Source organism: Streptomyces sp. NPDC036764 (assembly GCF_055609385.1).
On record NZ_JBVJPT010000008.1, the window covers coordinates 1 to 13,019 of the forward strand.

A 13,019-nucleotide genomic window follows, 5' to 3' on the forward strand; every position below is an offset into this window, starting at 1 on the left:
AAACGCCCGGTTACATTCCGAACCCGGAAGCTAAGCCTTACAGCGCCGATGGTACTGCAGGGGGGACCCTGTGGGAGAGTAGGACGCCGCCGAACAAATTGTGAAAAAAGGCCCACACCATAATTGGTGTGGGCCTTTTTTGTTTTTCCGTTAGCTTGAGTCGTATGAACTACGTCATCCGATCCATCCGTGCGGACGAGTGGCCGGCCGTCAAGGAGTTGCGGCTCGCGGCGCTCCAGGACCCGGTTGCCCACATCGCCTTCCTCGAGACTCACGAGGAAGCGCTGGCCCGGCCCGACTCCTTCTGGATGGAGCGGGCCGCCGGGGGCTGTGAGGGCGCCGACGGCGCGCAGCAGATCATCGTCGAGGCACCGGACGGGCGGTGGGTCGGGACGCTGACCGTGCTGATCGAGCAGCCGGGGACGACCGACTGGGCCGGGTATCCCGTGGAGCGGATGCAGGGGCATGTGGTCGGGGTGTTCGTGCGGCCCGAGGAACGAGGCAGCGGGCTGACCGAGGTGCTGTTCGATGCCGGCCTGGAGTGGGCCTGGGGACGCGGCGCCGAGCGGGTGCGGCTCATCGTGCACGAGGACAACGGGCGAGCCCAACGCCTCTATCGGCGGGTCGGGTTCGTACCGAGCGGCCTTCTCGTGCCGTTGTCCGGGAGCCCGGAGGAGAAGGAGCTGGAGTTCGTCCTCGAGCGGCCGTAGGAGCGCCCTGGCGAGTGTGTGCCCGTCGGCTATACCGGGAGCTCGTCGTGCGGCCAGCGGGAGCGGGCCTGTTCGCGGGACCGGAGCAGGGCCAGGGTCGGCATGCCCCGGTCCGCTCCGGTTGCCAGCAGCTCCGGCAACTGGGGAAGCGGAGCCACGGCGGCGACGTCGTCCAGGACGAGCGTCATTGGTGGGTCGAGGCGACCGGAGGATGACCGTTCGGCCATGCGCCGGCCGCGCTCGACCACGCTTGCGGCGAGGGCCGTCAGGAGTGGCATGGCGCCCGGGTTGGCTCGGGGGTCCTCGATGGATTCACCCACCACATAAAGCGTGCCCCCTTCATTGACGAAGGAATCCAAGGTGAGGTCATCAGTTCGGTTTGGAGTGCAGGACTCCCGGATGTTGACCATGGAAAGGGCGACCAGCGCCCTGGTGGTCAACTCCTGTGCCATGTCACGGCGTTCGGGGTGGGCCGTGAGAGCGGCCTCGAGTTCGCCGGCGGAGCCCGGGGCCGCCTTCGGGTTCGTGCGGAGGATGCGTACGGCGTCCTGGATCTGGGTGCCCTGGGACCAGCGGTGGACGTGTCGGATGGTGCGGCCGTCGACGGCGGCGGCGTGGAGGTAGCTGCGCAGGAGCGTTTCGGCCGTGTCGCTCACCGCTTGGTCGAGGCGGGAGGTGGGGCGGACCGGGGTCAGGAGCGCGGCTGCCCTCAAGACCGCTGTCTGCTTGTCCTCGCAGCCCGCCGTGGGGGTCCAGTGGAGGCGGGCCGGGGTGTCACAGAGATGGGTGGGGTCGTAGAGGAGGACGGGGCCGAGTTTGCCGCGGGCGTCCTTGGTTTCCTGCCAGAGGGCCGGGTTCGAGGTGATGACTAGGGCGGGGCCCTCCGCGTCGCGTACGGCCTGGGCGGCGGTCGTCTGGCGGGTTTCTCGGGGGGCTACGAGGATCTTCTCGTGGCCGGCGCCCGCCCGGGCGGTGAACACGGGGGTGTGGGGCGCCTGTGGTGCCGTGGGGGTCGCTTCCGCGCTGCCCTGGGCCTGCTCCTGCGCGACCGTCGTCGGTGATGCTGCGTCAGGGCGCACCTCCAGCGGGCGGTTCTCGCTGTGCCGGACGCCCGTCGGCTCCGATTCCCTGCGCGGTGCCGGCACCTCGCCATGTACCGGCGCGGGAGGCGGCCCGGAGGTCGAGAACTCCGGTTCACCCGCAGGTGCCGTCTTTCCCGCGCGCCGCCCCGCTCTGACCGCCCGCCAACGGGCCACCGTCCCCAGCACGAACACCGTGAGCACGACGAGGATCATGAGCTGGCCGATGAACAGGCCCCAGAACAGGCCGTAGCCGGAGAGCCGTCCGGCCGGTGTGTCGGGCCAGGCGCCCGGGATGTCGTGAGGCTCGGCGATCAGGGAGCGCATCGCGAGCGGTGTGCGGGTGAAGGTGACCCCGGACGGCCAGGTGCCGTGGGTGAACCAGGCCGCCAGGCCCGTCGCCGTCCAGACCAGCAGCGTCATGCCGAGGAGGAAGGCGAGCATGCCGATCAGGAGGCCGTCGGGGATGCCTCCTTGGCCGTCCCGTTGGTCCCGGTGGCGCCGGCCGTCGCGGTGGTCGTCCGGTCTCACGCTGCCCCCTACGCCACCGTCGATTCGGAGTCGCCCACGTGTTGCTCCACGAACGCCGCCGCCCGCTCCTCGGCCTCCAGCTCGGCGGCGCGCAGGGCGTCGTCGTTCAGGTCGCTGGAGGACTCGGTCATCGCGCGGTCGGTGAAGACGAGGGGGCGTTCCGTCTCGGTGACCAGGTGCTTGACGACCTGGACATTGCCGTTGACGTCCCACACCGCGATGCCGGGGGTGAGGCTTGGGATGATCTCCACCGCCCAGCGTGGCAGGCCCAGCACGCGGCCCGTCGCCCTTGCCTCGTCGGCCTTCTGGGCGTAGATCGTCCTGGTCGAGGCCATCTTGAGGATCGCCGCCGCTTCCTTGGCGGCGGCTCCGTCGACGACGTCGGACAGGTGGTGGACCACCGCGACGAAGGACAGGCCGAGCCGGCGGCCGAACTTCAGCAGCCGTTGGAAGAGCTGGGCCACGAATGGGCTGTTGATGATGTGCCAGGCCTCCTCGACCAGGAAGATGCGCTTCTTCCGGTCGGGGCGGATCCAGGTGTGTTCCAGCCATACGCCGACGATCGCCATCAGGATCGGCATGGCGATGGAGTTGCGGTCGATGTGGGACAAATCGAACACAATGAGGGGCGCGTCCAGGTCGATGCCGACCGTCGTGGGGCCGTCGAACATGCCCCTCAGGTCACCGTCGACCAGACGGTCGAGCACCAGCGCCACGTCCAGGCCCCACGCCCGTACGTCGTCTATGGCGACGTTCATCGCCTCCGCCGACTCCGGCTCGGGGTGGCGTAGCTGCTCGACGATGTCGGTCAGGACGGGCTGGCGTTCGATGATGGTCTCGTTGACGTAGGCGTGCGCGACCTTGAGCGCGAACCCGGAGCGCTCGTCGAGGCCGTGGCCCATCGCGACCTCGATGATGGTGCGGAGCAGCGCGAGCTGGCCCGTGGTGGTGATTGCCGGGTCCAAGGGGTTGAGGCGGATGCCCTGGTCGAGCGCGGCCATCGGGTCGAGCCGGATCGGCGTTATGCCCAGCTCCTGCGCGATGAGGTTCCACTCGCCGGCGCCGTCCTCGCCCTGGGCGTCCAGGACGACGACCTGGCGGTCGCGGAAGCGGAGCTGGCGCAGGACGTACGTCTTCTCCAGCGCCGACTTGCCGTTGCCGGACTCGCCGAGGACCAGCCAGTGCGGGGCGGGGAGCTGCTGGCCGTAGAGCTGGAAGGGGTCGTAGATGTAGCCCTTCCCGGAGTACACCTCGCGGCCGATGATGACGCCCGAGTCGCCGAGGCCGGGGGCGGCGGTCGGGAGGTAGACCGCCTGCGCCTGGCCCGTGGACGTGCGCACCGGAAGCCGGGTCGTCTCGACCTTCCCGAACAGGAAGGACGTGAAGGCGTCGGTGAGGACGGACAGCGGGTCCCGCATCAGGTCCTACCTCCGAATGCCGGTGGCGAAGGGGAGTGTGTTGACGAATGCCCGGTGATGCTCGCGGTCGCACCACTCCAGCTTCAGATACGACTTTCCGGCGGACGCCCGGATGGTCCGCTTGTCGCGCGCGAGGGCCTCGGGGGAGCGGGAGGAGACGGTGATGTAGCCGACCAGGTTGACTCCGGCGGCACCGCTCGCGAGGTCCTCTCCGCGCTGGTCGAGGCGGGTATGGGCGGCGACATCGCGCGGGTCGACGGTGCGGTTCATCTTGGCGGCGCGGCTCGCCTCGGCCTCGTCGTTGGTCTTCTCGGTCAGCATGCGCTCGATGGCGATCTCGGTGGGTTCGAGGTCCATCGTGACGGCGACCGTGCGGATGACGTCGGGGGTGTGGACGAGCAGGGGCGCCAGGAAGTTGACGCCCACCGGGGTCATCGGCCACTCCTTCACCCAGGCCGTGGCGTGGCACCAGGGGGCGCGGGTGGACGACTCGCGCGTCTTCGCCTGGAGGAACGTCGGCTCCATCGCGTCCAGCTCGGCCGGCCAGGCATTACGTTTCGTCATCGCCTGGATGTGGTCGATCGGGTGGTCCGGGTCGTACATGGAGTGGATGAGGGAGGCGAGGCGGCCCTGGCCGAGCGGCTGCCGTACGCGGATGTCCGCCTCCTGCAGGCGCGAGCAGATGTCGGTCAGCTCGCGCGCCATGACGACCGCGAGACCCGCGTCCCGGTCGACCTTGCCGCCGCCGTGCGGGCGGGACGCGCGGGCCATCGCCAGGGCCTCGGCGGCCAGTTCGCGGGTGAAGTGCATACAGGCGACGAGGTAGGCGCGGTGCTGCTCGCTGCTCGTCGACACCATGGACTGGAGCTGGTCGTAGGACTGCTGGAGCCAGGCCGGGGAGCGCTCGTCGCCACGTACGGAGACGTCCTTGGCGTGGGCGTCCGGGTCGGCGGGCAGGGTGCGCGCGAGCATCTGCAGGCGGGTGACGAAGCCGTCCCCGTTGGCGACGTGCTTCAGCAGGGTGCCGAAGCGGTCGACGAGTGCCTCCTGGTCCTCGGAGTCGCGCAGGCCGACGCCGGGGCCCTCGATCTCGATGGCCGCGGTGACCGTGCGGCGGTCGGCGTGCAGCAGCACGGCGATCTCGTCGGGCCCGAACGGGGCGGCCAGCCAGGTGATGCGGCCGATCCCCGGCGGCGGACCGACCTCGACCTCACGCCCGTCGCCGCGCGTGCCGGCCTCGATCGCGCCGGAGCGGTAGGCGGTGCCCTGACGCAGGGTGCGCTTGTAGCTGCGGTTGATCTCGAACCACTTGTAGAAGGTCCGGTGCTTGTACGGCACGTAGACCGCGGCCAGCGCGAGCAGCGGGAAGCCGGTCAGCAGGACGATGCGCAGGGACAGGACGGGGACGAGGAGTCCGCACATCATGCCGAGGAACGCGCCGACGATGATCAGCGCGATCTCGCCGGTCTCACGGTTGCGTCCGACGACCGCGTTCGGCCGGGCGCGGCCGATCAGATATGTACGGCGGGGCGTGACCGAATGGGACACGTGGGACTGCGTCGTCAACGCCCGTCACCTCCTGAACTATTGCTGTTGCGGGTGTTGCTGGCGTGCGGGGTGTTCACCGGGCTGCTCGAGCGGGGTGCGGGTGCGGCGGAGGGGACAGATCCGCCGCCTCCGTTCGAGGAGCGCGAGCTGTGCGCGGCTACGCCGCCGGAGGCGGGGTTCGAGGGGCGGGCGCCCGACTGGCCGCCGCCGCCGTTGTTGTCCGCGCGGGAGCTGTGGGTCTTGATGCCCTGGGCGACGAGGGTCGCCGGGGAGCTGATTACGGCGGCGGCCTTGCCCTCGGCGCCGCGCATGATGCGGTTGTTGCGGGAGCCGGCGATCTCGTCGCCGAAGCCCGGGACGAAGCGGTAGATCATCGCGCTGGCGAAGATGGCGAGCAGGATGATGGCGAGGCCGGAGACCACGGCCGAGAAGGCGTCGGGGCCGTCGTCGGCGGACAGCGCGCCGGCCAGGCCGAGGACGATGACGATGACCGGCTTGACCAGGATGACGGCGATCATGATGCCGGCCCAGCGGCGGACATGGCCCCAGAGGTTCTTGTCGACCAGCCCGGCGTAGACGACGGTGCCGAGGAGGGCGCCGACGTAGAGCAGGGCGGCGCGGATGACGAGCTCCAGCCAGAGGATGCCGGCGGCGAGGATGCTCACCAGGGAGACGACGATCAGCATGATCGGGCCGCCGCCGATGTCCTCGCCCTTTTCCAGGGCGCCGGCGAAGGTGCCGAAGAAGGTGTCCGTCTGGTTGCCGGTCGTCTTCGCGAGGACCTCGGTGACGCCGTCGGTCGCCGATACGACGGTGTAGAGGATCAGGGGGGTGAACGCGGACGCGAGGACGGTGAGCCAGAGGAAGCCGATCGCCTCGGAGATGGCGGTGGTGAGGGGGACGCCTCGGACTGCTCGCTTGGCGACGGCCAGGAGCCAGAGCAGGAGGGTCAGGATCGTCGACGCCGCGAAGACGACCGCGTACTGCTGGAGGAACTTGGCGTTCGTGAAGTCGACGTTCGCGGTCTCCTGCACGGCCTTGCTGAGCTGCTTGACGGTCCAGGAGGCGGCGTCGGCGCAGCCCCTGGCGAGGGAGGAGAGGGGGTCGAGGGTGGAGGTGGGGTCGGTGAGAGACCGCCCACCACCGCCTCCGCCGGAGCCGCCGTTGTCTTCTTGGCAGTACTGCTTGGCGGGACCGATGAGAAGGTCACAAGGGTCGTCGCTCGCGGTGGGTGTCGGCGTAGGCGTGGGGGCCGCGTAGGCGCGGGTGGCCAGCAGCACGGCGCTGGTCTGTACAGCGGTGACCAGAGCCGTGAGCTTCAGTACGCGTCGCGGGCTACCGGGCATACGTGAACCCTCCGTACTCCTCGATGGCCTTGCTGATCTCGTCGGAGCTGGCGGCTCTGTCGTCACCGGGCACCGGCGCCGGGCCGTCCTTCTGCGTGTCCGCGGTGATCTTCCAGTCTCCGTTGGCCCATTGCAGGTCGAAGGTCCAGGTCTTCCAGGTCGGGCTCACTGGGTCGGTCGAGCCCGGGCCGGACATACCGATGAGGCCTACGTACCAGACCGAGACCTTGGCGCGGCTCTGGCTGAACTGGTCGACCGTGGTGCCGACGGGCACAGTGCGCGACACGAACGTGCTGCCCTCGGGGGCGTTGCCGTCTGCGTCCAGGCCGAGCTTGCTGAGGAAGTCGGCCGTGTATGCCTGGTCCATCGCGCCCTGGAGCTTCGCAGCCGCCGCAGGCGTGTAGATGGTGTCGACGATGCCGTGCCGGCTCTCCTTGCTGAACATGCCGGTCGAGCCCAGCGTCACCGCATAGTTGGCCGCCGCGCTCTGCGCCCCCTGTTCGTCCCGGGCGAAGCCTCCGGGGATTCCTGCTGCCTTTCCGTCCACCGGGCGGGTCCCCGTGGCTGCCGTTGTCGAGGAATTCGGCCGGTTTTCGTCGCCGTCCGGGGAAGCGGACTCGTCGCCTCCGCGGTTCGCGAAGGCGATCGCGGCGATGAGGAGGACCACTACGCCGACGACGGTGACCAGGCTCCGGGACGACGAACGGCCACCCCGCCGTGCGCCCCCGTACACGTCACCGCTGCTCTCGGGCAGCCGCGTGCGGGTCTGACCGGTGCCTCCGTAACCGCCGGAGGTCTCCCGCTCGTCTCCGAGACTCATGCCGCGTACGCCCCCTCGACGTCGGACAGATACACGTAGGAGTACGACGGTAGCCGTGCTGGTTCCCGCATGGGTGCGGTGTGGTGACTCGACATCAGGGAAACGCAACCTCAGCCGGTGGGCACGACGGGTGGGTGGGGGACTAGGGGGACCGGGCGTGCCCGGAGCGGACGGAGGGGGTCGGGGGTGCCTGGGCGGCTATACCGCCATGCCGTACACGATGGTGAACAGCGTGCCCAGTGAGCCGATGATGAAGACACCCGTCAGACCGGCGACGATCAGCCCCTTGCCCTGCTCGGCGCTGAATGTGTCGCGCAGGGCGGTGGCGCCGATACGCTGCTTGGCCGCGCCCCAGATGGCGATGCCCAGGCAGATCAGGATGGCGACCGCCATGACGACCTGGATCATCGTCTTCGCTTCGTTCCCCAGTGCCCCGAAGGGGCCCCAGTCAGGGGCGATCCCGCCGATGATGGTGTTGATGTCGCCCTTGTCGGCTGCAAAGAGCATGTAAGTCACCGCCCCTGATGGGTAGTTCCGCAGTCCCCTGCGGTGCGCAGAGGTCAGCCCTCATTCTCGCCGACAATGCTGCCGTCGTATGTCGACTTGGCGTCATTGATAGGCGGGATTCGTACGAATCTCGTACGGTCACTCTGTGTATCACGGCAGGTCACGCCGGGCAATGAGGCCTGAGCGGAACCTGTCGTGTGGTTCTGTCGTTAGCCCTTTTCACGCCGGGTGCCGTTTCTGGCGGCTGGTCGGGTGATTGGTCGTGCCGGTGTTCTGCGGGTGAAGGCTATCCCGGGATGGTGAACCGGCCGTCGCTGGGTTGGTGTCGCGGCTCGGCGCGGTCGCGGGTGGTGACGGAGCGTCAGCGGGGGTTGTCCTCGGCGACGTTAGTCGTGATCAGGAGCAGGGGCTGCTTGGCCGGGGCGTCCTGTTGTGGCGTCAGGCCCATCGCGTCCGAAGCGTGAGGCGCGCCTTGTCGCCGCAGGCGTGCGGTGGTGTGGCGGCCGCGGGTTCGATGCGGCTGGTCGCGCAGTTCCCCGCGCCCCTACGGGCGCTCGGTCATCGGGGCTTCAAGCCGTTGAGCAAGTGGTGGACCAGGCCCTCCACGCCCGCCAGGGCCGCGTCCGGGGGCAGCCAGCCCGCCGCGATGAATCCCGCCATGCCGTGGAGGGCGGCGCCCGTGACGAGGTTGAGTTCCTCGGGGTCGCCCTCGATGATCTCGCCGCGTTTCTGGGCGTCGGCGAGGACCCGTTCCAGGCTGCCGACCGTCCGTTCGACGGCCGCGGCCATCTGCTCCGAGGCGTCCGGCTCGTGCTTGCGGGCGTACATCAGCTCCAGCAGCTCGGCGTTGTCGATGGCGAAGCCGAGGTAGGCGCGGGCGAGCGCGGTGAGCCGGGGTTCCAGCGGGAGCGCCGGGTCCTCGGCGGCGTTCAGGGTCCGGCTGAGCCGGTCGTACCCGGCCAGGGCGAGGGCGTTGAGCAGGGCCTGCTTGTCCTTGAAGTGCCGGCCCGGGGCGGCGTGGCTCACGCCGACCTCGCGGGCCAGTTCACGCAGTGACAGCGAGCCGACGCCCTTCTCCCGCAGGGTGCGTTCGGCTGCCGCGAGCAGGGCGGCGCGCAGGTCTCCGTGGTGGTAGGGGCGGGTCTCGGGCATGCGGACCATCGTAGCTTGATGTAGTCGCCGCCATCATTGTTGGCGTCGTCACCATTGTTGTCGTTGACAGCATTGTTGGCGGCGCCTACATTCGTTTGCATGGCTGACAACACGAAGACCAACAGCAAGAGCAAGGCGTGGGACGTGGGCCGGCTGCCCGATCTCGTCGGGCGCACGGCAGTCGTCACCGGGGCCAACAGCGGCATCGGACTCACCGCCGCCGCGGCGCTGGCCGGCGCGGGCGTGCATGTCGTGTTCGCCGTACGGGACCTGGAGCGGGGCCGGAAGGCGGCGGCGACCGTGAGCGGCAGCACCGAGGTGCGGCGGCTGGACCTGGCGGATCTGTCGTCCGTGCGGGAGTTCGCGGACGCCTGGCAGGGGCGCCCGCTGGATCTGCTGATCAACAACGCCGGCGTGATGATGCTGCCGCAGCAGCGGACGGCGGACGGCTTCGAGATGCAGTTCGGCACGAACCATCTGGGCCACTTCGCGCTGACGAACCTGCTGCTGCCGTACGTCACCGACCGGGTGGTGACGCTGGCGTCCGGCGCGCACCGCTGGCCCGGCGCGCGGATCCGCTTCGAGGACCTGAACTTCACGTCCGACTACAACCCGAACCGGGCGTACGCCCAGTCGAAGCTGGCGAATCTGCTGTTCACGCTGGAACTCCAGCGGCGGCTCGCCGAGGCCGGCTCTCCGGTACGCGCCCTCGCCGCGCACCCGGGCTACGCGGCCACCAACCTCCAGAGCCATGCGGGGAGCCCGGTGATGCGCGGGTTCATGAAGATCGGCAACCGGTTCTTCGCCCAGGACGACCGCGCGGGCGCGCTTCCGACGCTGTACGCCGCGACGCAGGACCTGCCCGGCGCGAGCTACGTCGGGCCCGACGGGCTGGGTGAGCTGCGGGGTGGGCCGACGCTGGTGGGTCGCAGCGCGGCGGCGAGCGACGCGGACGCGGCGCGGCGGTTGTGGACGGTCTCTGAGGAACTGACGGGAGTGATCTGGCCGTTGGGAGCGAGTGAGCAGGCGCCGGCCGGGCAGGTGGCGGCCGAGCGCTGAAGCGCCCCGCCGCCGCCCCCGCCGGGCCCCGTACGGCCTACGACTCCGGGCTGAAGCGCCCCCGCCGGGCCCCGTACGGCCTACGACTCCGGGCTGAAGCGTCCCCGCCGGGCCCCGTACGGCCTACGACTCCGGCTGGGTCACCGTAAGAGCCCAGCGAATGTCGTCCGACGATGCGTCGACGCCGATCGAGAAGGACCCGAAACGGACCACACCGGGGTCCATCGTCACCGAGCCCACTCCGGCCTCCCCGGCCGGGCAGTCGACGGAGAACGCGGCGACCTCCGTCTCCTGGGACATCGTCACCCGCACATCGCCACCCCCTTCGCACGCCACCGTCAGCACGGTCGGCAGACCCTCCCACGCACCGCCGGACGCGACACCGCCGTCCCCCGTGTGCTCCGGCACCCACACCAGGCCGTCCGGACCGGGATGCGGCAGCAGAACATCGGTCGCCGCGCCGGCGGGACCCACCGCGGCGCCGGTCAGCGCACCGGTCACGAGCACCGTCACGGCAAGGGCACGGCTGATTCGTCTCACGATTCGTTCCCCCTGAACTCGGCTTGGTCATCGGCCTGTTGGCCGGCCGCCGCACAGTTTGCCGGGTCGGATGACCTTGCGCCTGAGTTTCCGTACTCAGGGGTAGGCCGTACTCGGAGGTGGTCGAGCGATGGCGATGCCCAGCCTGCTCGGGGTGTTCGCGCACCCGGACGACGAGGCCCTGTTCTCGGGCGGCGTCCTGGCCCGGCACGCGGCGTCCGGCGCGCGCACCGCCGTGGTGACGGCGACCTGGACCCCGCACACCCGACGCGGCGCCGAACTCGCCGAGTCACTGCGGATCCTGGGTGCCGGCGAACCGAGGATGCTCGGCTACGCCGACGACCGGGTGCCGCACTCCGCCCCGGGCAGCCCGCGGCTGTGCGCCGCGCCACTGGACGAGGCGGTGGGCCGGCTGGTCGCCCACATACGGCTGTTCCGCCCGCGGATCGTGATCACCCACGACGCATACGGCGGCCTCACCGGCCATCCCGACCATGTGCACACCCACCGCCTGACCACCCTCGCCGTCCGGGCCGCCGGCCTCGAACGGCTCAACCCGGACGCCGGCACCCCCTGGCAGCCGGACGCCCTCTATCTGGCCACGCACCCGCACTCGGCCCTGGACGCGCTGGGCGAACTGGCCCGTGCGGGCAAGGGTATGAACACGGTTCCGGACGATTGGGTCAGCGCGACCGTCGACGTGCGGCCCTGGCTGGAGCGGAAGTGGGCCGCCGTACTGGCCCATCGCACCGAAGTGGAGCGCGGGGCCGCGCCGGGGCTGCTTGCCGGCTTTCCGCGGGCCGTGCGGGAAGGGATCCTCGGCACCGAGTGGTACATCCGGCAGGAGATGGCCCTGTCAGCGCTGTCGGGTCAGACCGGGCTGACCGTTTGAGCGGGTCGGCGGGGCGGGGGCGGATGGTCCGTCGGTGGGCAGGGTTGCCCGGAGAGACTGTGCGGTGGTGGCCGGGTCGTAGTCGTCGGGGACGCCTTCGACCAGGATGATGTCGCCCTCGATGTGCCGTGCGCGCAGCGGTGCTATCGCCTGGTAGGCGGGTGAGTCCCACCAGGTCCGGGCCTGCGCGATCCCCGGGAAGCCGATCACCACGACGTGCCCGGGCCAGTTGCCCTCCTTCGTCTCGTGCGGTGTGGCATGCACCAGGAAGCGGCCGCCGTACGGCTCGAAGGTGGCGGTGATGCGCTCGATGTACTCGGCGATCTCCGGGTGCGGGGCGGCGTCCCGGAGGTGGGCTATGGCGTAGGCGGGCATGGTGTCCTCCCTGGCGGTCGGGCTCGGTCCCTCTGCCGACGATCGTGGCAGGCGGGTCCTGCGGAGGCGATTACGCGGGAGGTAATGCCCGGGCGGCGTTGGCCGCTCGGTGTGCGTCGTGGGGTGTGTCGTGGTGTGCATCGTGGGGTGGGGCGTGGTGTCCGTCCGTCAGTCAGCCGGGCCCGGCGTCTGACGTTTCTCTCACCTTCGTGCGTCACAGTGACCCCCGATGCCCCGGACACAGCGCACCTCGCGCCTTCCCCTGTACGCCGCCGTCGCCCTGCTGGCCCTCCCGTCGGCCTCCGCCGCGGCCGCCGGCGCCGGTACGGGGCCCTTCGGCGTGACCGTCACCACCGCGGCGACGGCGCAGAGCGCGCGGGTCGGCGCCCTGTTCACGGCCGGGCGGCGCGACCGCCTGCGCGGCGGCCACTTCTGTACCGCGTCCGTCGTGCACAGTCCCGGGCACGACCTCGTCGTCACCGCCGCGCACTGCCTGAACGGGAAGACCGAGGAGAGGCTCGTGTTCGTGCCCGGCTACCGGGACGGCGTGGCGCCGTACGGGGTGTGGACGGTCGGGAGGTGGTTCCTGCCGGACGGGTGGGCCCGGGGGCGCGACGAGAACAGCGACGTGGCGTTCGCGGTGCTGGACCGCCGGGGCGGCAAGGGGGTCGAGGACGCCGTCGGCGGGAACCGGTTCGCCGCCGGCACGGCCACCGGAGCCACCGCGGTGACCGTCACGGCCTACCTCAACTCCCGGGAGGCACCGGTCAGTTGCACCAACAAGCCCCGCCCTCGCAACCGTACGCAACAACGCATCTCCTGCCCCGGATTCGGCGGCGGGTCGAGCGGGAGCCCGTGGGTGAACGGGGACGGGCAGGTCGTGGGGGTGCTCGGCGGGCACGACAGCGGAGGGACCACGGCCGACGTGTCGTACAGCGTGGCGTTCGGGGCCGAGGCGGCGCACTTGTACGACGAGAGTGCCGGTTGCCGCGAGTCCCATGTGGGAAGCTCCTAGACTGGCGCGGGCGGACTCCCGGCGGGC

The 13,019-nt window shown here is 70.4% G+C and carries 13 protein-coding genes and 1 rRNA gene; 5 read left to right on the forward strand and 9 right to left on the reverse strand.

What is annotated here, in order from left to right; all coding sequences use genetic code 11:
• Both rrf and ACZ69Q_RS26790 read left to right on the forward strand, forming a co-directional pair.
• Positions 1-95 (forward strand): 5S ribosomal RNA (gene rrf / locus ACZ69Q_RS26785); the annotation flags it as partial.
• Between the two features lie 69 nt (positions 96-164).
• Positions 165-710 (forward strand): GNAT family N-acetyltransferase, encoded by a 546-nt coding sequence (locus ACZ69Q_RS26790; RefSeq protein WP_471046374.1) that lies wholly within the window; start codon positions 165-167, stop codon positions 708-710.
• A 29-nt stretch (positions 711-739) separates the two neighbouring features.
• Here the strand turns inward: ACZ69Q_RS26790 and ACZ69Q_RS26795 are convergent, their stop codons facing one another.
• The 7 genes from ACZ69Q_RS26795 to ACZ69Q_RS26825 all read right to left on the reverse strand — a co-directional run bounded on the left by ACZ69Q_RS26795 (position 740) and on the right by ACZ69Q_RS26825 (position 9,120).
• Positions 740-2,320, reverse strand: a complete 1,581-nt coding sequence (locus ACZ69Q_RS26795; RefSeq protein WP_471046376.1) for a type IV secretory system conjugative DNA transfer family protein — start codon at positions 2,318-2,320, stop codon at positions 740-742.
• Positions 2,321-2,328: 8 nt separating this feature from the next.
• Complete coding sequence (locus tag ACZ69Q_RS26800) at positions 2,329-3,738, reverse strand: ATP-binding protein (RefSeq protein WP_471046378.1); 1,410 nt, start codon at positions 3,736-3,738, stop codon at positions 2,329-2,331.
• 6 nt (positions 3,739-3,744) lie between these two features.
• Positions 3,745-5,304: an SCO6880 family protein gene (locus ACZ69Q_RS26805; protein ID WP_471046380.1), complete on the reverse strand. Its 1,560-nt coding sequence runs from the start codon at positions 5,302-5,304 to the stop codon at positions 3,745-3,747.
• On the reverse strand, positions 5,301-6,632 hold the full coding sequence (locus ACZ69Q_RS26810; protein WP_471046382.1) for a hypothetical protein: 1,332 nt from the start codon (positions 6,630-6,632) through the stop codon (positions 5,301-5,303). The genes ACZ69Q_RS26805 and ACZ69Q_RS26810 overlap by 4 nt, the downstream gene beginning before the upstream one ends.
• The gene (locus ACZ69Q_RS26815; protein ID WP_471046384.1) at positions 6,622-7,452 is read right to left on the reverse strand and encodes a hypothetical protein; all 831 of its coding nucleotides are present in this window, start codon (positions 7,450-7,452) and stop codon (positions 6,622-6,624) included. Before ACZ69Q_RS26815 ends, ACZ69Q_RS26810 begins: the two co-directional genes overlap by 11 nt.
• A gap of 198 nt (positions 7,453-7,650) precedes the next feature.
• Complete coding sequence (locus ACZ69Q_RS26820) at positions 7,651-7,959, reverse strand: hypothetical protein (RefSeq protein ID WP_030950340.1); 309 nt, start codon at positions 7,957-7,959, stop codon at positions 7,651-7,653.
• Between the two features lie 558 nt (positions 7,960-8,517).
• Entirely contained in the window at positions 8,518-9,120 is a 603-nt protein-coding gene (locus tag ACZ69Q_RS26825; protein WP_471046385.1) for a TetR/AcrR family transcriptional regulator, read from the reverse strand.
• A 90-nt stretch (positions 9,121-9,210) separates the two neighbouring features.
• Between ACZ69Q_RS26825 and ACZ69Q_RS26830 the strand changes: the two genes are divergently transcribed.
• Positions 9,211-10,170 carry an oxidoreductase gene (locus tag ACZ69Q_RS26830; RefSeq protein WP_471046387.1) on the forward strand — a complete coding sequence of 320 codons (960 nt, stop codon included), beginning with the start codon at positions 9,211-9,213 and terminating at the stop codon, positions 10,168-10,170.
• Positions 10,171-10,293: 123 nt separating this feature from the next.
• Here the strand turns inward: ACZ69Q_RS26830 and ACZ69Q_RS26835 are convergent, their stop codons facing one another.
• Positions 10,294-10,710 (reverse strand): hypothetical protein, encoded by a 417-nt coding sequence (locus ACZ69Q_RS26835; RefSeq protein WP_471046389.1) that lies wholly within the window; start codon positions 10,708-10,710, stop codon positions 10,294-10,296.
• 130 nt (positions 10,711-10,840) lie between these two features.
• Here ACZ69Q_RS26835 and ACZ69Q_RS26840 point away from each other — a divergent pair, with 130 nt between their 5' ends.
• Entirely contained in the window at positions 10,841-11,602 is a 762-nt protein-coding gene (locus ACZ69Q_RS26840) for a PIG-L deacetylase family protein (RefSeq protein WP_471046391.1), read from the forward strand.
• Here ACZ69Q_RS26840 and ACZ69Q_RS26845 read toward each other — a convergent pair.
• The gene (locus ACZ69Q_RS26845; RefSeq protein ID WP_471046392.1) at positions 11,567-11,977 is read right to left on the reverse strand and encodes a DUF1330 domain-containing protein; all 411 of its coding nucleotides are present in this window, start codon (positions 11,975-11,977) and stop codon (positions 11,567-11,569) included. The two genes, ACZ69Q_RS26840 and ACZ69Q_RS26845, sit on opposite strands and share 36 nt — an antisense overlap.
• Before the next feature lie 229 nt (positions 11,978-12,206).
• Here ACZ69Q_RS26845 and ACZ69Q_RS26850 point away from each other — a divergent pair, with 229 nt between their 5' ends.
• Entirely contained in the window at positions 12,207-12,992 is a 786-nt protein-coding gene (locus ACZ69Q_RS26850; protein ID WP_471046394.1) for a trypsin-like serine peptidase, read from the forward strand.
• Positions 12,993-13,019: the final 27 nt, after the last annotated feature.